This is a genomic window from Nocardia jiangsuensis (genome assembly GCF_042650385.1).
GTDB classification, from domain to species: Bacteria; Actinomycetota; Actinomycetes; order Mycobacteriales; family Mycobacteriaceae; genus Nocardia; species Nocardia jiangsuensis.
In genome coordinates, this window is record NZ_JBHSAX010000017.1 from 284,992 (window position 1) to 304,561 (window position 19,570).

At 72.2% G+C, this 19,570-nt stretch carries 16 protein-coding genes; 13 read left to right on the plus strand and 3 right to left on the minus strand.

Features of this window, described 5'->3' with window-relative positions; genetic code table 11:
* Positions 1-84 precede the first annotated feature (84 nt).
* Entirely contained in the window at positions 85-2,046 is a 1,962-nt protein-coding gene (locus ACFO0B_RS20830; RefSeq protein ID WP_378614572.1) for an AMP-binding protein, read from the minus strand.
* 329 nt (positions 2,047-2,375) lie between these two features.
* Between ACFO0B_RS20830 and ACFO0B_RS20835 the strand changes: the two genes are divergently transcribed.
* The 6 genes from ACFO0B_RS20835 to ACFO0B_RS20860 all read left to right on the plus strand — a co-directional run bounded on the left by ACFO0B_RS20835 (position 2,376) and on the right by ACFO0B_RS20860 (position 10,508).
* Positions 2,376-6,635: an ATP-binding protein gene (locus ACFO0B_RS20835; RefSeq protein ID WP_378614194.1), complete on the plus strand. Its 4,260-nt coding sequence runs from the start codon at positions 2,376-2,378 to the stop codon at positions 6,633-6,635.
* Positions 6,632-7,045: a roadblock/LC7 domain-containing protein gene (locus tag ACFO0B_RS20840; RefSeq protein ID WP_011207200.1), complete on the plus strand. Its 414-nt coding sequence runs from the start codon at positions 6,632-6,634 to the stop codon at positions 7,043-7,045. The genes ACFO0B_RS20835 and ACFO0B_RS20840 overlap by 4 nt, the downstream gene beginning before the upstream one ends.
* Before the next feature lie 7 nt (positions 7,046-7,052).
* Positions 7,053-7,427 carry a DUF742 domain-containing protein gene (locus ACFO0B_RS20845; protein ID WP_067647090.1) on the plus strand — a complete coding sequence of 125 codons (375 nt, stop codon included), beginning with the start codon at positions 7,053-7,055 and terminating at the stop codon, positions 7,425-7,427.
* Entirely contained in the window at positions 7,408-8,010 is a 603-nt protein-coding gene (locus ACFO0B_RS20850) for a GTP-binding protein (protein WP_269821778.1), read from the plus strand. The genes ACFO0B_RS20845 and ACFO0B_RS20850 overlap by 20 nt, the downstream gene beginning before the upstream one ends.
* Before the next feature lie 10 nt (positions 8,011-8,020).
* Entirely contained in the window at positions 8,021-9,592 is a 1,572-nt protein-coding gene (locus tag ACFO0B_RS20855; protein ID WP_378614196.1) for a carboxyl transferase domain-containing protein, read from the plus strand.
* 61 nt (positions 9,593-9,653) lie between these two features.
* Positions 9,654-10,508, plus strand: coding sequence for an aldo/keto reductase (locus ACFO0B_RS20860; protein ID WP_378614197.1), 855 nt, complete (start codon positions 9,654-9,656; stop codon positions 10,506-10,508).
* On the opposite strand, the gene ACFO0B_RS20865 is transcribed toward ACFO0B_RS20860, so the two are convergent.
* The gene (locus ACFO0B_RS20865) at positions 10,505-11,590 is read right to left on the minus strand and encodes an NAD(P)-binding domain-containing protein (RefSeq protein ID WP_378614198.1); all 1,086 of its coding nucleotides are present in this window, start codon (positions 11,588-11,590) and stop codon (positions 10,505-10,507) included. The genes ACFO0B_RS20860 and ACFO0B_RS20865 overlap by 4 nt on opposite strands.
* 117 nt (positions 11,591-11,707) lie before the next feature.
* Here ACFO0B_RS20865 and ACFO0B_RS20870 point away from each other — a divergent pair, with 117 nt between their 5' ends.
* The 5 genes from ACFO0B_RS20870 to ACFO0B_RS20890 are packed head-to-tail and all read left to right on the plus strand — an operon-like array spanning position 11,708 to position 16,256.
* Positions 11,708-12,436 (plus strand): enoyl-CoA hydratase, encoded by a 729-nt coding sequence (locus ACFO0B_RS20870; RefSeq protein ID WP_378614199.1) that lies wholly within the window; start codon positions 11,708-11,710, stop codon positions 12,434-12,436.
* The gene (locus tag ACFO0B_RS20875; protein ID WP_378614200.1) at positions 12,436-13,593 is read left to right on the plus strand and encodes an MBL fold metallo-hydrolase; all 1,158 of its coding nucleotides are present in this window, start codon (positions 12,436-12,438) and stop codon (positions 13,591-13,593) included. The genes ACFO0B_RS20870 and ACFO0B_RS20875 overlap by 1 nt, the downstream gene beginning before the upstream one ends.
* Entirely contained in the window at positions 13,590-13,802 is a 213-nt protein-coding gene (locus tag ACFO0B_RS20880) for an antitoxin (RefSeq protein WP_378614201.1), read from the plus strand. The genes ACFO0B_RS20875 and ACFO0B_RS20880 overlap by 4 nt, the downstream gene beginning before the upstream one ends.
* Positions 13,803-13,814: 12 nt before the next feature.
* On the plus strand, positions 13,815-16,019 hold the full coding sequence (locus tag ACFO0B_RS20885) for an ATP-dependent DNA ligase (protein ID WP_378614203.1): 2,205 nt from the start codon (positions 13,815-13,817) through the stop codon (positions 16,017-16,019).
* Between the two features lie 57 nt (positions 16,020-16,076).
* Complete coding sequence (locus tag ACFO0B_RS20890; protein WP_378614204.1) at positions 16,077-16,256, plus strand: antitoxin; 180 nt, start codon at positions 16,077-16,079, stop codon at positions 16,254-16,256.
* A gap of 58 nt (positions 16,257-16,314) precedes the next feature.
* On the opposite strand, the gene ACFO0B_RS20895 is transcribed toward ACFO0B_RS20890, so the two are convergent.
* Entirely contained in the window at positions 16,315-16,956 is a 642-nt protein-coding gene (locus ACFO0B_RS20895) for an ammonium transporter (RefSeq protein ID WP_378614205.1), read from the minus strand.
* 426 nt (positions 16,957-17,382) lie between these two features.
* On the opposite strand from ACFO0B_RS20895, the gene ACFO0B_RS20900 reads away from it, so the two are divergent.
* Entirely contained in the window at positions 17,383-18,783 is a 1,401-nt protein-coding gene (locus ACFO0B_RS20900) for a PPE domain-containing protein (protein ID WP_378614206.1), read from the plus strand.
* On the plus strand, positions 18,783-19,526 hold the full coding sequence (locus ACFO0B_RS20905; RefSeq protein WP_378614207.1) for an ESX secretion-associated protein EspG: 744 nt from the start codon (positions 18,783-18,785) through the stop codon (positions 19,524-19,526). The genes ACFO0B_RS20900 and ACFO0B_RS20905 overlap by 1 nt, the downstream gene beginning before the upstream one ends.
* Positions 19,527-19,570 lie beyond the last annotated feature (44 nt).

Genomic DNA, 19,570 nt, shown 5'->3' on the forward strand with positions numbered 1-19,570 from the left:
GGGTATTGCCGTGAACTGGCATGCCCATGAAGCGTCTCTGAGGAAACTGTGAGGACGAAAAGTCGCGAGATCGTAAAGTTGGCGCTACGCGCCCGTGGGCCGGGTGAGCCGCACCCGGTCCTCGAACGCGGTGAGCACCGCCGGGTCCTCGATGGTGGCAGGCATCTCCACCTCCGCACCGGCGGTGATCTGCCGGATCGTGCGCCGCAGGATCTTCCCGGACCTGGTCTTGGGCAGCGCCGTCACCACGACCACGTCGTGCAGCGCGGCGATGGCCCCGATCTGCTCGCGCACCCGCGCGATCAGCTCGGCCTTCAGCTCCTCCGGCGCCACCTCGACCCCGGCCTTGAGCACCACGTAGGCCAGCGGCCGGTGCCCCTTGAGCTCGTCCGGCACCCCGACCACCGCGCACTCCGCCACCGCCGCGTGCCCGGCCACCGCGGCCTCGATGCTGCCCGCGGAGAGCCGGTGCCCGGCCATGTTGATGACGTCGTCGCTGCGGCCGAGCACGAACAGGTAGCCGTCCTCGTCGAAGTAGCCGGAGTCGCCGGTCAGGTAGTGCCCGGGGAAGGCGGCGGTGTAGCTGCGGTCGAAGCGCTCGTCGTCGTTCCACAGCCCGGTCAGCGTGCCGGGCGGCAGCGGGAGACCGATGACGATATTGCCCTCGGTGCCCGCGGCCACCGGATTGCCCTCGGCGTCCAGTACCCGGATCCGGAAGCCGGGCACCGGCACACTGGCCGACCCCGGCTTGATCGGCAGCTGCTGCAGCCCGAGCGGGTTGGCGCAGATCGGCCACCCGGTCTCGGTCTGCCACCAGTGGTCGACCACCGGGCACTCCGGATGCTCGGCGAGCAGCACGTCGGCGGCCCATTCATAGGTGGCCGGGTCCAGTCGCTCCCCGGCGCAGAAGAGCGCCCGCAGCCCGGAGAGGTCGGCGCGGTGCGCCAGCGCGGCGTCCGGGTCGGCGCGGCGGATGGCCCGCAGCGCGGTCGGCGCGGTGAACAGCACCCGCACCTTCTGCTCCTGCACGATCCGCCAGAAGACCCCGGCGTCCGGCGTGCCGACCGGCTTGCCCTCGTACATCAGCGTGGTCGCGCCGACCAGCAGCGGGGCATAGACGATGTAGGAGTGGCCGACAACCCAGCCCACGTCCGAAGCCGCCCACATGACCTGCCCGGGACCGACGTCATAGATATTGCGCATGGACCAGGTGAGCGCGACGGCGTGCCCGCCGTTGTCCCGCACCACGCCCTTCGGCTTGCCGGTGGTGCCCGAGGTGTAGAGGACATAGAGCGGATCGCTCGCCGCGACCGGCACCGGATCGGCGGCGGGCGCGTCGCGCACCGTCTCCGCCCAGTCCAGCCAGCGCCCGCCCGACTCGGCGAAATCCCTGGCCGGCCCCCACTGCGGCCGCTGCTTGACGATCACGGTGGCCTTCGACCCGGCCAGCTCCAGCGCTTGCTGCACGATCGGCAGGTAGTCGATGTTCCGGCTCGGCTCCAGCCCGCCGGAGGCGGTGAGGATCAGCACCGGCTCGGCGTCGGAGATCCGCGCCGCCAGCTCCGGCGCCGCGAAGCCGCCGAACACCACCGAGTGCACCGCGCCGATCCGGGCGCAGGCGAGCATGGCGACCACGGCTTCCGGGATCATCGGCAGATAGATCACGACACGATCGCCCGCTCGCACGCCGAGCCCGGTCATGGCGCCGGCGAAGCGCGCCACCCGGTCGAGCAACTCGGAGAAGGTGAGCGTGCCGGTGACCAGCTCGCCGGGCTTGGCCATCGAGGAGACGTGGATCAAGGCGGGTAGATCGCCGCGGCCGGCCGCGATGTGCCGGTCGAGGGCGTTGACCGAGGTGTTCATCGTGGCGTCCGGGAACCACTCGGCCACCGGCCGGTGCGCGGGCTCGACGATCTTGCCGGGCGGGACCTCCCACTCGACGTGCTCGGCGGCCGCCGCCCAGAACTCCGCGGGATCCACCAGGCTGGTCTGGTAGACCGGCCGATATTCGTGTTCGGTGCTCACCGGTGCTCCCTCGTTCGCCAGTCCTGCGATGTCTACTCGGTGACCTTCCGCTCGGCTGCACCCGCCTCGATAGATCAGCACGATTGTGGCAGACTTCACGCGACGCCCGGACGGGTGCCGCGACCTCCGGTTTTGCCAGAAACAGGCGATACCGAGCCGGTATCCGCAGACGGCGTCACCCGAGACGTTATTGATCCGTTAGAATCCGATGTCACTTGTTTGGGCCGTCGCAGACGCAAATTCTCGGCCAGCCGCACCTCTGGGCCAGCTCCACTTGTCGAGCCAAGCACGCGATTGTGGAAGTTCGCTGGTGGTGCGTGGCGGAGGCCAGTTTGGAAAGTGAGTGGGAAATGCGTGACGCCGCTAGGTCCGGCAAGAAGCGCTGGGCGCTCGGCAACTGGGACCTGCGCTGGAAGGTCACGGCCGTGCTCGCCGTGCCGCTGGCGGTCGCGGTCGGTCTCGGCGTTTCGAGGATCACCTCGGAGTTCACGGAGGCCAACCGGCTCGCCCAGGTCGCCGAGAACGTCACCGCGATCCCGGCCGTCACCGGCCTGAGCGCGAACGTCGCGACCGTCGTCGGTTCCCAGATGGTGTCGCTGATGCCCGGCTCGTCGGTGGTCACCGACCAGAACCTGACCGACCTGGACAAGGCGATCGGCGAGGCCGAGGGCGCCGCCGGCCGCCTGGACGGCGTGACCGGCGCCCGCGCGGCGCTGGACAGCATGATCAATGACGCCAAGGCGGTGCAGACCCAGGGCAAGTCCCCGACGCTGCAGTACTCGGACGGCCTCGGTGTCATCGACCGGGTCCGCAACAACAGCATCCGGATCGTGGAATCGGCCGTCGGCCAGGTCAGCGACCCCGGCGTCGACCAGGCCAAGCTGCGGCTGGTCGACTCGCTCAACACCCGCGCCACCCTGGTCTCCGAGCTGGCCGGCTTCGCCGAGGTGCTGCGCGACCGGGACGCGGGCGTGCAGTCCTTCCTCACCGGCGCCGCCGCCGAGCGGCAGCTGCTGAACGTGCTCGCCAACCGATTCCCCGCGGGCGACACCTCCATCGCCGACCTGCGCGCCGGCATCGACACCCGCACCGAGCTGCTCACCGGCCCCGCCGCGACCGCGGGCCAGATACCCATCGGCGAACTCAAGAACTCGCTCACCGGCAGCCTCGACGTCTACGAGCGGGTGGTCGCCAAGGCGACCCGCGACATCGACACCGCGATGAACAACCTGGCCTCCACCGCCAACCGGGACGCCTTCACCTACACCGGCGTCGTGATCGCGACCATCCTCGCCGCGCTGCTGCTCGCCGTCTTCGTCGCGCGCTCGATGATCGTGCCGCTGCACCGGCTCCGGCTGGCCGCGCTGCGGGTCGCCGAGAGCGACCTGCCGCACGAGGTCGCCCAGCTGCGCACCGGCGCCGCCCCCGAGGACGTGCCGCTGGAGCCGATGCCGATCCGCAGCTCCGAGGAGATCGGCCAGCTGGCCCGCGCGGTCGACGACATCCACGGCCAGGCGCTGCGCCTGGCGAGCGACCAGGCGCAGATGCGCTCCCAGGTCAACGACATGTTCGAGACCCTGGCCCGGCGCTCCAAGTCGCTCGTCGACCACCAGCTCAGCCTGATCGAGGCGATGGAGTACGACGAGAAGGACCCGCGGCTGCTGGAGAACCTCTTCCGGCTCGACCACCTCGCCGCCCGCATGCGCCGCAACGGCGACAACCTGCTCATCCTGGCAGGCACCAAGCAGCGCAGGGCCAAGTCGGCCCCGGTCGAGATCGCCGACGTGCTGCGCGCCGCCATCTCCGAGGTGGAGGATTACGAGCGGGTCAAGCTCGGCGCCACCCCGCGCGGTTCGCTCAAGGAACCCGCCGCCTCCGACCTGGCCCACCTCTTCGCCGAGCTGCTGGACAACGCGCTGCGCGCCTCACCGCCGGAGACCGACGTCAAGTTCACCTTCGCGCAGGCGCACGACCAGGGGCTGCTGATCGAGGTCGCGGACCGCGGCATCGGCATGCCGCCGCCGGAGATGGCCGAGATCAACCGCAGGCTGGAGAAGACCGCAGAGCCGGGGCCGGACACCGCGCGGCACATGGGCCTCTTCGTGGTCGGCAGGCTGGCCGAGCGGCACGGTCTCACCGTGCGGCTCCGCCCCACCTTCGACACCGCGCGCGATCCGGGCGTCACCGTGACCGTGCACGTCCCGGTCGGGCTGATCGTCTCCGGCCAGGCCGGTGTGGCCAAGGCCGCGCCGGTCGTGCCCTCGCCCGGCCAGCCGCAGCGCCCGCAGCAGGCCGCCGCCGCGGCGCCTGCCCCGGCGGCGCCGATGCAGACCCGTTCCATCCAGCGGACAACGGGAGGAAACGTCATGGTGACCGTTGATCCCGGGGTCAGCGGACCGATCTCCGCCGGCGCGGGTGGCGGCACCGGTGCGTCGCCCGCCGCGGCGGGCGCGGGTGGCGGGCTGCCGCAGCGGCAGCCGGGCACTGCCATGGCTTCGGCGAGCGGGCAGCCGGGCGGGGCGAGCCTGCGTTCCTCCTCCGAGGCCGCGCAAGCCGCGCAGGCCGCGCCCGCTGCGGGGTCGGGGAACACCCCGCAGCTGGGCAAGCTGGCGGCGGCGAATCTGCCGAAGCGCACGGTCGGCGGGGCGGTGCCGCCGCGTCAGCCGGGTACCCCGCAGCCCGCGCCGGGCGGTACCCCGCCGCGCGCGCCCGGGCAGAACGGGACCGGTGGATTGCCGCAGCGGCAGCCGGGCGCCAACGGTGCGCCCGCGGCCGCGGGTGGCGGGCTGCCACAGCGGCAGCCGGGGGTCAACGGTGCTCCCGCCGGGGAGCGGCCCGGTGATTCGGCGCCGCCGTCCGGGCCGGTGAATCTGGCGGGTGCGCCGGCCGAGCCGCGGACCGAACGTCCGGGCGGGCTGCCGCAGCGGCAGCCGGGTGCCTCCGGCGCTCCGCGGCCCGCGCCGGGGATCTCCCATCCTGGCACCGGGGCCATTCCACAGCGTCGTCCCGGCGCCGAGCCGCCGCGCGAGCCCGCCTCCGGGCTGCCGCAGCGGGAGCCGCGGGAGACGCCGCTGCCCTCGCGTGAGGTGCCGCTGGCGTCGCGGGAGACCGGGTTGCCGCAGCGGCAGCCAGGTACCGATCGCGGTTCGCTTCCGCAGCGGGACGGGCTCGCCGGGCGCGAGACCGGGCTTCCGCAGCGCGGTGAGCCGGGGTCGTCCCGCGAGGGCGGTCTGCCGCAGCGGGGTGCACCCGGTCTGCCCCAGCGGGGCGAGAACGGGGTGCCCGGCCGTGAGGGCGGGCTGCCGCAGCGAGACGGTCTCGTCGGCCGGGATACCGGCCTTCCGCAGCGCGAGCCGGGGCTCCCGCAGCGCGGGGAGAACGGTCTGCCGTCCCGTGACGGTGGGCTGCCCCAGCGGAGCGAGAACGGACTGCCGCCGCGCGATGGCGGGCTTCCGCAGCGCGGTGAGAACGGCTTGCCCCAGCGGGGCGACGGTGGTCTCCCGCCGCGTGACGGCGGGCTTCCGCAGCGCGGGGAGAACGGCCTGTCCCAGCGGGGCGAGAACGGCCTGCCGCAGCGCGGTGAGGGTGGTCTCCCGCAGCGCGACGGCGGCCTGCCGCAGCGGGGTGAGAACGGCCTGCCGCAGCGGGGTGAGAACGGCCTGCCGCAGCGGGGTGAGAACGGCCTGCCGCAGCGCGGCGAGAACGGCCTGCCGCAGCGCGATGGTGGGCTTCCGCAGCGCGGTGAGAACGGCTTGCCGCAGCGCGGCGAGGGTGGTCTCCCGCAACGCGACGGCGGCCTGCCCCAGCGTGGCGACAATGGCCTGCCGCAGCGGGACGGCGGTCTTCCGCAGCGCGGGGAGAACGGCGTGCCGCAGCGGGGCGAGAACGGCCTGCCGCAGCGCGACGGCGGCCTCCCGCAGCGGGGCGAAAGCAGCCTCCCGCAGCGCGGCGAGGCCGGCCACCCGCAGCGCGGGGAGAACGGCCTGCCGGGCCTGCCGCAGCGGGGCGAGAACGGCCTGCCGACCCGGCAACCGGGCGCGCAGACCCCGCCCGGCCTCCCACGGCGCAATCCCGGCGCCATGGTCGCCCCGCACGAGCCTCCGCCGCCGAGCGTCGCGCTCCCGCGCCGCGCTCCGGCCGAGCCGGCATCCGGCGCCCAGCCGGAGGTCGGCGCGGAGACCGGGCGGCACAGCAGGGCCAACCCGCAGCGCACCGCCTCGTTCTTCCAGAGCAGGCTGCAGCCCGCCCCGGAGGGCGGCGTCGCGTCCGGCGGTTCGCCGATCTTCGCCGAGATGATGTCGGCGTGGCTGTCCGATCCCGACCCGGACCGGTCCGAGGTCGCCGCCGCGTTCGAGTCGCCGGGCGACGAGGGCTGGCTGGCCGCCCGCCGGGCCAGCGAGGCCCAGGCCGAGAACCGCACCGCCGCCGGCCTGCCGCAGCGCAATCCGGGTGTCCGGCTCGTCCCCGGCGCCGTGAGCGGCGCGGTCGACCGGACGCCGCCGCGCGATCCCGAAACGATCAGGTCCAGCTTGAGTCGTCACCAGCAGGGCGTCCGGGATGGCCGCGCCATGAGAGCAATGAACCTAACCGGAGATAAAGGAGACCTATGAACCCCGATCTAGGTGGTACGAACCGTCAGCTCGATTGGCTGGTTTCGAACTTCGCCAACGAGGTTCCCGGCGTGGCCCACGCAGTCCTGGTCTCCGCTGACGGCCTACTCATGGCCGCGAGTGCGCAACTGCCCGTCGACCGGGCCGAACAGCTCTCCGCGGTCACCGCAGGCCTGGCCAGTCTCTCGGTCGGTGTGTCGAATCTGTTCGAAGGCGGTACGGTACTGCAATCCGTCGTCGAGATGGAGCATGGCTACCTCCTGCTGATGGCCGTGGGCGACGGGTCGTACCTCGCGGTACTGACCAATACGTCCTGCGACATCGGCCAGGTCGGATACGAAATGGCCTTGTTGGTGGAGCGTGTGGGCCAGACGGTGCAGGCCACCCCACGCGTCACGATGGGTTCCTGATGGTGGGATGGACATAGACGATCACCGCATGGGAGGCGCCGAGCCCAGTCTCGTTCGCCCGTACTCGCTGACCGCGGGCCGCACGAGGCCTGCGGTCGAGTTGGCGTTGGAGGCGCTCGTCGCTTCTCATCCGGTCGCCCTGGAGCGGCAGTTCGAACTGTCCAACATCGAAACGTCCATCGTGGAGTTGTGCAGAGAATCGCCGTCCGTCGCCGAGGTCGCGGCGCGGCTCGGGATACCGATCGGCGTAGCCCGGGTCCTCGTGGCAGACCTCATCGAAGCGGGCCATGTCCGCGTCTCGGCGACTTTGAAAGACGATTCCAGCGACGATGAGCGTCGCGAGCTGATCGAAAGGGTTCTCAGTGGACTCCGGCGTATTTGATTCGACGGCGCAGGTCGACACCCGCACCAGCAAGCCGACGTCGGCGAAGATCGTCGTGGCGGGGGGTTTCGGCGTCGGCAAGACCACCATGGTCGGCGCCGTCTCCGAGATCGTCCCGCTCCGTACCGAGGCGCTGGTGACCAATGCCAGCACCGGAATCGACAATCTGACCGGCATCCCGATGAAGTCCACCACCACCGTGGCCATGGACTTCGGCCGGATCAGCCTCGCCGACGACCTGGTCCTCTACCTGTTCGGCACGCCGGGGCAGTACCGCTTCTGGTTCATGTGGGACGACCTGATCCGCGGCGCCATCGGCGCCGTGGTGCTGGTCGACACCCGCAGGCTGGAGGACAGCTTCGCGGCGGTCGACTACTTCGAGGCGCGCAACCTGCCGTTCCTGGTGGCGCTCAACGAGTTCGACGACTCGCCGCGGTACCCGCTGGAGGACATCAGGCAGGCGCTCGCGGTCCCCGCCGACGTGCCGATCATGTCGATCGACGCGCGGCGGCGGGAGCCGGCCAAGCAGGCGCTGGTCTCGCTCACCGAGTACGCGCTGCGCAAGGTGATGCAGGGCTACTGAGCGCAGCCGCGTGGGCACGTCCGCACGAGAACTCATCGATCGGCTGCTCGACCCGGGTACCTTCGCGAGCTGGGACCGGCCACCGGTACCGGTGGCCGAATCGCGCTCGTATCGAACGGAACTGGCGAAGGCCGCCGCGGCAGCGGGCACCGACGAGTCGGTGCTCACCGGTGAAGGGCTGCTGCGGGGCCGCCGGGTCGCGGTGATCGCGTGCGAGTTCGGCTTCCTGGCCGGCTCGATCGGGGTCGCCGCTGCGGAGCGGATCACGGTGGCGATCGAGCGCGCCACCGCACTCGGGCTGCCCCTCGTCGCTTCGCCGACCTCGGGCGGCACCCGCATGCAGGAGGGCACCGTCGCCTTCGTGCAGATGGTGAAGATCGCCGGTGCGGTGGCCGCGCACAAGGCCGCCGGTCACCCGTACCTGGTCTACCTGCGCAACCCCACCATGGGCGGGGTCTTCGCCTCGTGGGGTTCGCTCGGGCACATGACCTTCGCCGAGCCGGGCGCGCTGATCGGCTTCCTCGGGCCGCGGGTCTACGCGGCGCTGTACGGCGAGCCGTTCCCGGACGACGTGCAGACGGCGGAGAATCTGTACCGCCGCGGCGTGATCGACGGGGTCGTCGGGCTCACGGTCTTCCGGCGGATCGCCTACCGCGCGCTGAGCGTGCTCAGCGGGGTGGTGGTCCCGGACCGTACCGCCGGTGCAGCCGACCGGTTCGCCCCCGCACCCGCGGCCGAGAGTGCCGCTCCGGCCTGGGAGTCCGTGCTCGTCTCGCGCAAGCCGGACCGGCCGGGGCTGCGCGACCTGCTGCGCCACGTCACGCACCGGGTGCCGCTGAGCGGCACCGGGCAGGGTGAGCACGACCGCACCGTCGTGCACGCGCTGGCCCGGTTCCGCGGGCGGCCGTGCATCGTCTTCGGCCACGACCGGGCGAGTTACCGCCTCGAGCAGGCCGCGCTCAGCGACGCCGACGCCGGAGCCGCGCTCCGCGACGCCGAGGGTCCGGTCCCGATGCACGAGGCGATGGGTCCGGCGGCGCTTCGCGAAGCTCGGCGCAGCATGGCGCTGGCTCGGGAGCTCGGGCTTCCGCTGGTGCTGGTCATCGACACCGCGGGCGCGGCGCTCTCGAAGGAGGCCGAGGAACGGGGCCTGGCCCCGGAGATCGCGCGCTGCATCGCCGACCTCGTCACGCTGCCGACCCCGACCCTGTCGGTGCTGCTCGGCCAGGGCGCGGGCGGCGGTGCGCTGGCCCTGCTCCCCGCCGACCGGGTGCTCGCCGCGACGCACGCCTGGCTCGCCCCGCTGCCGCCGGAGGGGGCGAGCGCGATCGTGCACCGGGACACCGCGCACGCGCCCGGACTCGCCGCCGCGCAGCGCATCGGCGCCGCCGATCTGCTCGCCGACGGCGTTGTCGACCGGATCGTGCCGGAGCTGCCCGACGCCGCCGCCGAGCCGGTGGCCTTCGCCCGGCGGACCGTCGCGGTGATCGCCGACGAGCTCGCCCGGCTCGCCGCCGAACCGAGCGGTGACCGCGCCCCCGCCAGGTACCGCCGCTACCGAACGCTCGGATTGCCCGGCTAGGTGGGCCAACACACCGAAACCGTCGTTGACGCCGCTCCCAACCTTTCCTACGGTCGGTTGTGTGACTTTCCGAAGCGACAAGAGCGCCGTACCGACGATCGTCCTGCCCGACGGGAACGTGATCCCGCAACTCGGCTTCGGAGTGTTCCAGGTGCCGGCCGACGAGGCGGCCGGTGTCGTCACCAAGGCACTCGAGGTGGGCTACCGGAGCATCGACACCGCCGCCATCTACGGCAACGAGGAGGGCACCGGCCGGGCCATCCGCGAGTTCGGGCTGCCCCGCGACGAGGTGTATGTGACCACCAAGCTCTGGAATTCCGAGCAGGGCTACGACTCCACGCTGCGCGCCTTCGACGAGAGCCTGAAGCGGCTCGGCCTGGACTATCTCGACCTCTACCTGGTGCACTGGCCGGTGCCGAAGGCCGACCGCTACGTCGACACCTTCAAGGCCTTCCAGGCGCTCAAGGCCGACGGCCGGGTGCGTTCGATCGGCGTCTCCAACTTCACCCCCGCGCACCTGGAGCGGATCATCGCCGAGACCGGTGAGATCCCCGCGGTCAACCAGGTCGAGCTGCACCCGCGCTTCATCCAGGCGCCGCTGCGCTCGTTCCACCAGTCCCATGCCATCGCCACCGAGGCGTGGAGCCCGCTGGGCCAGGGGCAGGTGCTGGACGACCCGGTGATCGCCTCGATCGCCAGGCAGGTCGGGCGCACCCCGGCCCAGGTCGTCATCCGCTGGCACCTGCAGCTCGGCAATATCGTCATCCCCAAGTCGGTGACGCCGGAGCGCATCGAGTCCAACTTCGACGTCTTCGGCTTCGAGCTCACGAACGAGCAGGTCGAGGCGATCAGCGGCCTGAACGCCGACACCCGCATCGGCGGCGACCCGGAGACCCTGACCGCCGGACTGGACTAACCCCGCCTGCCGATCCCCAGGTATTCCGTGAGTTCGGCGGCGGCGGCGCGGCCCGCCCGGTTCGCCCCGACCGTGCTCGCCGACGGCCCGTAGCCGATCAGGTGGATGCGCGGGTCGGCGGCGACCCGGGTGGCCAACCGGCCGTCCATGGTGATGCCGCCGCCGGGCCCGCGCAGCCGCAGCGGGGCGAGGTGGTCGATGGCACTGCGGAAGCCGGTGGCCCAGAGGATCACGTCGGCGCGCTGCGCGCGGCCGTCGGCCCAGCGCACGCCGTCCGGCTCGATGGCGCTGAACATGGGGTTCCAGTCGAGCACGCCGCGGGCGCGGGCGGCGCGCAGCCGGTCGTCGAGCGGCAGGCCGGTGACCGAGACGACCGAGCCGGGGGGAAGGCCGCGGCGCACCCGGTCCTCCACCCTGGCGACGGCGGCGCGGCCGTCCTCGGCGGTGAACGGGGTCTCCCGGAAGCGCGGCGCGGTGCGCGAGACCCAGGTGGTCGTGGTGACCCGGGAGATCTCGTCCAGCAGCTGCACCGCGGAGATGCCCGCGCCGACCAAGACGACGTGCTGTCCGGCGAACTCGTCCGGGGTGCGGTAGTCGTGCGTGTGCAACTGCCTGCCGCGGAAGGTCGCGGCGCCGGGGTAGTGCGGGACGAACGGGTGCTCCCAGGTGCCGGTTGCGTTCATCAGCCCGCGCACCCGCAGCGTTCCGGCGGTGTCGGTCTCCACGGCGAGCTCGGGGGCACGGTCGCAGACCACCGAAACCGTGACCGGGCGGCGCACCCGCAGGTCGAAGCGCTGCTCGTAGCGCTCGTAGTAGCGGGGGACGGCGGTGGCGGCGGGCACGCTGTCGGAGCCGGGCGGCAAGGTCTCGGCGAACTCCATGCCCGGCAGGTCGTGCACCCGGTTCACGGTGCTCAGCGTGAGCGTGGGCCAGCGGAACTGCCAGGCGCCGCCGGGGCCGGGCGCGTGGTCGACGACGAGGAAGTCGTGCTCCGGGCGCAGGCCGCGGCGGCGCAGATGGTAGGCCGCGGAGAGCCCGGCCTGGCCGGCTCCGAGCACAAGGATGTCGTAGTCGGTCGGCACGGCAGCGATGCTATCCGCCGTCGCGGCGTGATCCGGCTCGCGTGCCGGGGTGGCCGGTGATTGCTGTGGCAGAGTTGGAACAGCAGGAAGTGGTCGGTATTCAGCCGGGGAGGACGCATGCTCGGAGTCAACCGCGACGGTGACGTCGTCGGTATCGAACTACAGCGCGAGGATCGCCGGAACGCGCTCAACACCGAACTGGTGATCGCGCTGCGCGAGGCGGTGCTCGCCGCGGTCGCCGACGACGCGCGCGCCATCGTCATCTCCGGCCGCGGCAAGGTCTTCAGCGCGGGCGCCGACCTCTCCGGCATCTACTCGGAGAACTTCCTGGACGAGCTGCTGGCGATGCTGCACACCATCGAGGCCGCGCCGGTGCCGGTGATCAGCGCGATCCACGGCGCCGCCTACGGCGCCGCGGTGCAGCTGGCGGTCGCCTCCGACCTGCGGGTGGTCGACCCGGAGGCCTACATCGCGATCCCGGCGGCCAGGCTCGGCGTCAGCGTCGACCGGTGGACAGCGCACCGGCTGGCCTCACTGATCGGCGGCGGCCCGGCCCGCACCGTGCTGCTCGGCGCCGAGCAGATCTCCGCCGCCGACGCCTACACCTTCGGCTTCGCCAACAAGATCGGCACCGTCGCCGACGCGCACACCTGGGCGAAATCCATCGCCGCGCTCGCCCCGCTCTCGCTCCGGCACCTCAAGCTGGTGCTCAACGACGACGGGACGAGGCAGCCGGAGAGCGCGCAGCAGCGCGCCGCGCTCGCCGCCGCGTGGAGCAGCGAGGATGCCGCCGAGGCCCGACTGGCGCGCGAGCAGAAGCGCGCCCCGAGATTCGAGGGACGCTGATGAAGATCCGTACCGCCGCCGCCCTCGGGGCGGCCGCCGCCGGGCTGACCTGGGTGGCACGGGCGGCCTGGGGGCTGCCGTCGGCGCTCGGCGCCGGGGCCACCGCCATCCAGCCCATCGCCACCGGCGCGATCGGCTACCGCGACCGCCGCTTCCACAACACCGAGCCGAGCTCGGCGATCGACCCGCAGGACGGCGGCTCGCTGCTGGTCTCGGCGCTCTCCAGCCGCGCGGCCGGGCGGCCGCGCGGCCGGGTGCCCCTGGTCGAGCCGGAGCTGCCGCGCGACGCCGCCGAGCTCGCCGTCACCTGGTTCGGCCACGCGACCGCGCTGGTCGAGGTGGACGGCTACCGGGTCCTCGCCGACCCGGTGTGGAGCAACCGGGTGTCGCCGTCCGAGCTGGTCGGTCCGGCCCGGCTGCACCCGGTGCCCGGTGCGCTGGACGCGCTGCCCGCGCTGGACGCGGTGCTCATCTCGCACGACCACTACGACCACCTGGACAAGCCGACGGTGCTCGGCCTGGTCCGCACCCAGGTCGCGCCGTTCGTCGTCCCGCTCGGCATCGGCGCGCACCTGCGGCGCTGGGGCGTGCCGGAGCACCGGATCGTCGAGCTGGACTGGGGCGGGGAGGTGACGCTGCCCGGCGCGGCGGGCGGCCTCACCCTGACCTGCTCCGAGGCCAGGCACTTCTCCGGCCGCGGGCTGGTGCGCAACACGACGCTGTGGGCCTCCTGGTCGATCGTCGGGCCGTCCCGCCGGGTCTACTTCGGCGGCGACACCGGCTACACCGCGGCCTTCGCGCAGGCGGGCGCGGCCACCGGCCCGTTCGACCTCACCCTGCTCCCGGTCGGCGCCTACGACGTGCGCTGGCGGGACATCCACATGAATCCGGAGGAAGCCGTGCACGCGCACGCCGACCTCAACCGCGGCGACGCCGGGCACGGGCTGCTGGTGCCGATCCACTGGGCCACCTTCAACCTGGCGTTCCACCCGTGGTCCGAGCCGGTTCGCCGGCTGGTTGCCGCGGCCGAGCAGGCGGGAACGCCGATCGCGATTCCGCGCCCGGGCCAGCGGCTGGATCTCGCAAGCCCGGCGGTGGTGGATTCATGGTGGGAGAATGTGGATAGATCAGGCATCAGACCGGAGGAGCAGCGATGAGTTTCGCAGACAATCTCAAGGGCCTCGTCAGCAAGGGTAAGGACGCGGCGGCCAAGAACTCCGACAAGATCAACCAGGCCGTCGACAAGGCGGGCGACTTCGTCGATCACAAGACCAAGGGCAAGTACCGCAGCCAGATCGTCAAGGGCAAGGAAGCCGCCAAGAAGGTGGTTCCGCCGCAGCAGCCGCCCGGCGGCCCGCGGCCCTGACCACCCTCCGAGGTGGCCCGCCGTGAGTTCGGTGGGGTCCCGGTCGAGCTGAGCAACCTGGACAAGGTGCTCTATCCGGAGACCGGCACCACCAAGGGCGAGGTCATCGCCTACTACGCGGCCGTGGCGCCGGCGATGCTCCCGCACATCGCCGGCCGCCCGGTGACGAGGAAGCGCTGGCCGAACGGCATCGGCAGCCCGTCCTTCTTCGAGAAGAACCTGGCCGCGCACGCCCCCGCGTGGCTGGATCGCCGCACCCTGAAGCACTCCGACCGCTCGGTCACCTACCCGCTGGTGGACTCCGAGGCGGGGCTGGCCTGGCTCGGCCAGCAGGCGTCGCTGGAGGTGCACGTGCCGCAGTGGCGCTTCGACGGCGACGAGCGGGGGCCCGCGACCCGCCTCGTCTTCGACCTCGACCCCGGCCCCGGCGCCGGGCTCGCCGAGTGCGCGCGGGTCGCCTGCCTGGTCCGCGAGCTGATCTCCGACATCGGGCTGCGGAGCTACCCGGTCACCAGCGGCAGCAAGGGGATGCACCTCTACGTGCCGCTGGAGCGGCCGGTGGGTTCGGCGGGGGCCTCCACCGTCGCCAAGCAGGTCGCCACCAATCTGGAGCGGCTGCACCCGGAGCTGGTGACCGCCACCATGGCCAAGTCCGCCCGGCCGGGAAAGGTCTTCCTGGACTGGAGCCAGAACAACGCCGCCAAGACGACGATCGCCCCCTATTCGCTGCGCGGCCGCGCCGAGCCGAACGCCGCCGCGCCGCGCTCGTGGGCCGAGATCGAGGACGCGGCGACGCTGCGGCACCTGCGCTTCGACGAGGTGCTCGCCCGCTACCTGGCCGACGGGGATCTGCTCGACGGCCTGGACGAGATCGGCCCCGACGCGCTGGCCAGGTACCGCGCGATGCGCGACCCGGCCCGCACCCCCGAGCCGGTGCCCGCCGCCCGCCCGGCGCCGGGGCCAGGCAACCGCTACGTGGTGCAGGAGCACCACGCGCGCAGGCTGCACTGGGACGTCCGGCTGGAGCGTGACGGCGTGCTGGTCTCCTGGGCGGTGCCGAAGGGGCCGCCCACCTCGACCGAGCAGAACCGGCTCGCCGTGCACACCGAGGACCACCCGCTGGAGTACCTGACCTTCCACGGCACCATCCCGAAGGGCGAGTACGGCGGCGGCGAGATGACGATCTGGGACTCCGGCACCTACGAGACCGAGAAGTGGCGCGACGACGAGGTGATCGTCCGGTTCAGCGGCGAGCGGCTGACCGGCCGCTACGCGCTCATCCGGACCAGGGGGAACCAGTGGCTCATGCACCTCATGCGCGAGCAGCCGGCGGGCGCCGACCTGCCGCGCGGGCTCGCGCCGATGCTCGCCACCTCCGGTGAGGTCGCCGAGATCGACGGCCCCGACTGGCATTTCGAGACCAAGTGGGACGGCTTCCGGATCATCCTGGAGTTCGACGGCGAGCGGATCACGCTGCGCAGCAGGCGCGGGAGCACGGTGAACGACCGCTACCCCGGAATCGCCGCGCTGGCGGGCGATCTCGCCGGGCACCGGGTGGTGCTGGACGGCGAGGCGGTGGTCTTCGACGAGCACGGCAGCGCCAATCTCGCGCTGATGCGGGCGGATCCGGTCGCCGCCGTCTTCATCGCCTTCGACCTGCTCTTCCTGGACGGCACCTCGCTGCTGCGCAAGCGCTGGACCGACCGGCGGCGGGTGCTGGAGGCGCTGGCCGAGACGGTGCCCGGGCTGCGGGTGCCGCCGCTGCTCGACGGCCCCGGCGCCGCGGCCGTCGAGCACAGCCGGGAGCGCGGGTTCGAGGGGGTGCTCGCCAAGCGCGGCGATTCGGTGTATTTGCCCGGAAAGCGCGGGCACGCCTGGGTGAAGCAGCGCAACTGGCGAACGCAGCGGGTCGTGGTCGGCGGCTGGCGGCGCAGCGAGGCGCGCAGCTTCAAGTCGCTGCTGGTCGGGATACCGCACGACGGCGGGCTCTACTATGCGGGCCGGGTCGGCACCGGCTTCGACGAGAACGACCTTACCGACCTCGCGAAACGGCTGAAAGGGCGGGAGCGCCGCACCCCGCCGTTCGACAACGCGCTCACCGCTGACGAGCGCAGGGAGGCGGTGTGGGTGGAGCCGGAGATCAGCGGCACCGTCCGCTTCATGGAGTGGACGGAGGCGGGCAGGCTCTGGCACCCGGCCTGGCTCGGCGCGGACTGAATCGGGTTGCTCTCGGTACGCTGTCGGGCACGGTTGTCTCGATGCGAGGAGCGCACGATGGATTTCAAGAACCTGGCCGACCGGGCGCTGGATCTGGCCCGGCAGAACTCCGACAAGGTCGACGACGTCATCGACAAGGCCGGTGATCTGGTGGACGACCGGACCGGAGGCAAGTATGCGGACAAGGTCGATTCGGCGCAGGACGCGGCGAAGAAGGCTGTGCGCAAGGAGCATTGAACGTCCACCCACGACGAAGCCGGCACCGCGTGCGGTGCCGGCTTCGTCGGGTAGTCGGTCAGTTCGTGGCGTGGACGTCGGCGAACGGGGTGGTGCCGGGCGGGGCGTTGAGCGTGTTGAGCAGCTCCATGCCCGCCACGATCAGCGTCGGGCCGCCCGCGACGATGGTGCCGATGAGGCCGCCGATGGCCGCGCCCGCGGTCACGGTCGCGATGCCCGCCGGACCACCGGCAAATCCGAGGAGGCCGACCAGCGCGCCGAGGGCGGTGCCGATGAAGCCGCCGATCGCGGTGGCGATGCCGAAGTGCCCGAGGAACGCGTTCTGCGCCCGCATGTTCTCCATCGGCGAGGCCACCGGGAGCGCCTGCACCGGCCGCGCGGCCGCCTCGTTCTTCACCGGGGTCAGCTCGAGCACCCGGCTGTCGGCGCTGACGGCGTGCGGCAGGGGGTACTCCTTGGCGTCCTGCCGGAACGTGAGCGGCAGCGTGACCAGCACGGCGCCGGTCGCGTCCTTGATCTCGACGGCCTCTCCGGTGACCGCGAAGGTGCCGTTCGTCAGACCGGTGACGACCTTCCCGTCCACCATCTTCACCTCGTACCCGACGTCCGGCGTCGGGGTGTCGGCGTACGCGACGCCGGCCCCGACCGTGACGACGGTGAGCAGCGGCGCGACGACCGCAGCGATTTTGCGCAGAATCATTCCAGGGTCCCATCTCCAGCACGTATGAGTGGCGCGCACAACCGCACGACGGATACCTATCCCCCCGGAGTGCGGAATGGAGCCACGAATCAAGCCTGTTTACAGCTACTCCTGAGCGCCACCGTACCCCGGGTTATGGCTCTCGGCATACCGAATCAGCGGGTATGTTTCTGCCCCCATGGCGAGCGTCGTGGCCCATAGCCGTGACCTATAGTCGCACGCCGGGTGCTATGCGCAGGTGATACGGGTTGCGGTCGGCGTGTCGCGGGAACTCGGGGCCGATTGTGAAAGGCAAACTGTTCGCAATTCGCGCGCAGGTGGGAAAAAGCGGACCGAATAGTCGGTGGACCGGGGGCACGATATGTTCTACAGAGCTCGTACGGCGATGGCACAGGGGACATCGCGTCGGTCAGCCGGGAGGGGATCATGGTTCGGATCACGGACTTCATGGGGCGGGTCGGGGAGTTCCTGCCGGGGAACGACCGGGTCGGGGAGGCGCTCGGCCGGAAGGTCGGGCAGGTCTTCGACTCCACCGTCGACACCTCGGACGCGCAGCGGGATGCGCAGGACGAGGGGAATCGGTCGCGGGATCGGATCTACTCGGAGAACGCGGGGCTGAGCTCCGGGTTCACCGGTGAGTTCGCGCCGCAGGTGCTCGGGCCGGGGGTGATGGAGAACTTCCTCGGGATGTCGCACGAGGAGATCATGGCGTTCGTGCAGTCGATGCGGCCGGGGGAGATGTACGAGAGCGTGAGCTCGTGGCGGCAGCTGGCGGAGGACACCGCCGCCGCGGCGGAGGCATTCCGGGCCACTATCGTCGGCCAGGTCGACGAGGGGTGGACGGGGCTGGCCGCGGAGGCCGCCAAGCTGAAGGTGACGGAGTACGTGACCAGGACCGATCACCTGAAGCAGGCCGCGATGCTGGTCGCGAACAAGGTGGAGGAGGCGTATACCGGCTTCAACCAGGTGGTGGCGCAGATGCCGCATCCGCCGGAGAAGCCGGGGTCGATCGCGTCGGCGGTCGTCAGCGCTGTTCCCGTCGTCGGCTCGAGTGCGAGCGCGGCCATGTCGATGGCGTACGAGGGGCGGTCGGAGAACGCGCAGAATCGGGCGCGCGAGGTGATGGACACCGTCTACAAGCCGGTGGCGACACAGTCGGATACGAATGTGCCGCGGATTCCGGGGCCCGCGGTGCCGGGTGCGCCGGAGCAGTCCGGTGGTGGTGGGCTGCCGCCGGGGACGCCGAGCGGTACCGGGACGCCGTCCACCGGCACTCCGGGCAGCCCGTCGGAGACCGGCGACCCGGATCAGCAGGGTACCGATGGCACCGATCCCGGCGCCGATCCGTCGACCACGGACGACCCCGGTACCAGCACCGATACCGAGGACGAGAGCACCTCGACCGACACCGGCCGCGATACCGACGACAACTCGACGGATCAGCCGACCAGCCAGTCGCCGAACTCGACGGTTCCGGCCGGCACGGTGCCGTCGAGTACGACGCCGACCGCCACCGATCCGACCCGCACCGGCACCCCGTCCAGCCCGTCGACCCCGGGCTCGCCCGGCACGCCGACGGCGACTCCGGCGCCGGGGCGCAGCATCCCCGGCACCGTCGTGCCGGACCAGGCCGCGGCAGCCGCGGCGGCGCGGACGGCGAACCAGGCCGGGAACCGGAGCGGCATGATGGGGATGCCGATGTCCGGTGCCCGCGGCAAGGGCGACGACGACCAGGAGCACCAGGCACCCGACTACCTGCGCCGGGTGCAGGAGGAGCTGCTTCCGCAGGATCAGAAGACGGTGCCGCCGGTGATCGGGGGCGACTGATGCCGCCGAATGCCTGGCGGCTCAGCGCGCTGGAGTTCCATGTGGCGTGGCGGGCCATGGACCGCGACCGGCTGCCCTTTCCGCTCACGCTGACAAGCACCGCCGCCACCGAATTCGAGTTCGAGCAGCAGCGGGCCGCCGCCGCGGGGGCGCTCTACGAGCGGCTGCGGGCGGACGACACCATGTTCCGCGCGCTGCACGCGCTGGTCGAGCCGCTGGTGCGGGTGGAGCTGCTCGGGCACCTGCCGGGGGAGCGGCGGCTGCGGATGAGCGCGGGGATCGACAACGATCTCGGCGCGCTCGCCACGCAGGAGGAGGACGGTTCCATCGTGCTCGCCCTGCGGCCGCACGCGCACGTGGTGCGGCGGGTGCTCGCGGTGCTGCCGGAGTGTGCGCCGGGAACCGGGCCCGGATTCCGGGCGCACCCGGAGGAGCTGCGGGCGGACGGGAACGGGCTGCGCGGCCGTTCGCACGCGCTGACCCCGCGCGAGCAGGCGGTTCGCCTGCTGGAGGGGCCGCACCGCTGCTACACCGAGATCCGGGTCGATATCGGGCCCGCGCTGGACGGGTGGCAGGAGGGCGGCGAGGTGCTGCAGGTCGTCGATCGCGAGGACGGGCGGTACCTCGTCACCCGGACGCACGTGGTGGAGGCGGTCTCCGGGACGCCGGAGCGGCTGGCCGCCGAGCTCGGGGCGCGGGTCGAGGTGGCGCTGGAGAAGGCACGGGAGCCATTGCGCCGCTGAGCGGCGATGTCGGGTTCCGCTCGGCAGCGCGAGTGCCACCGGCC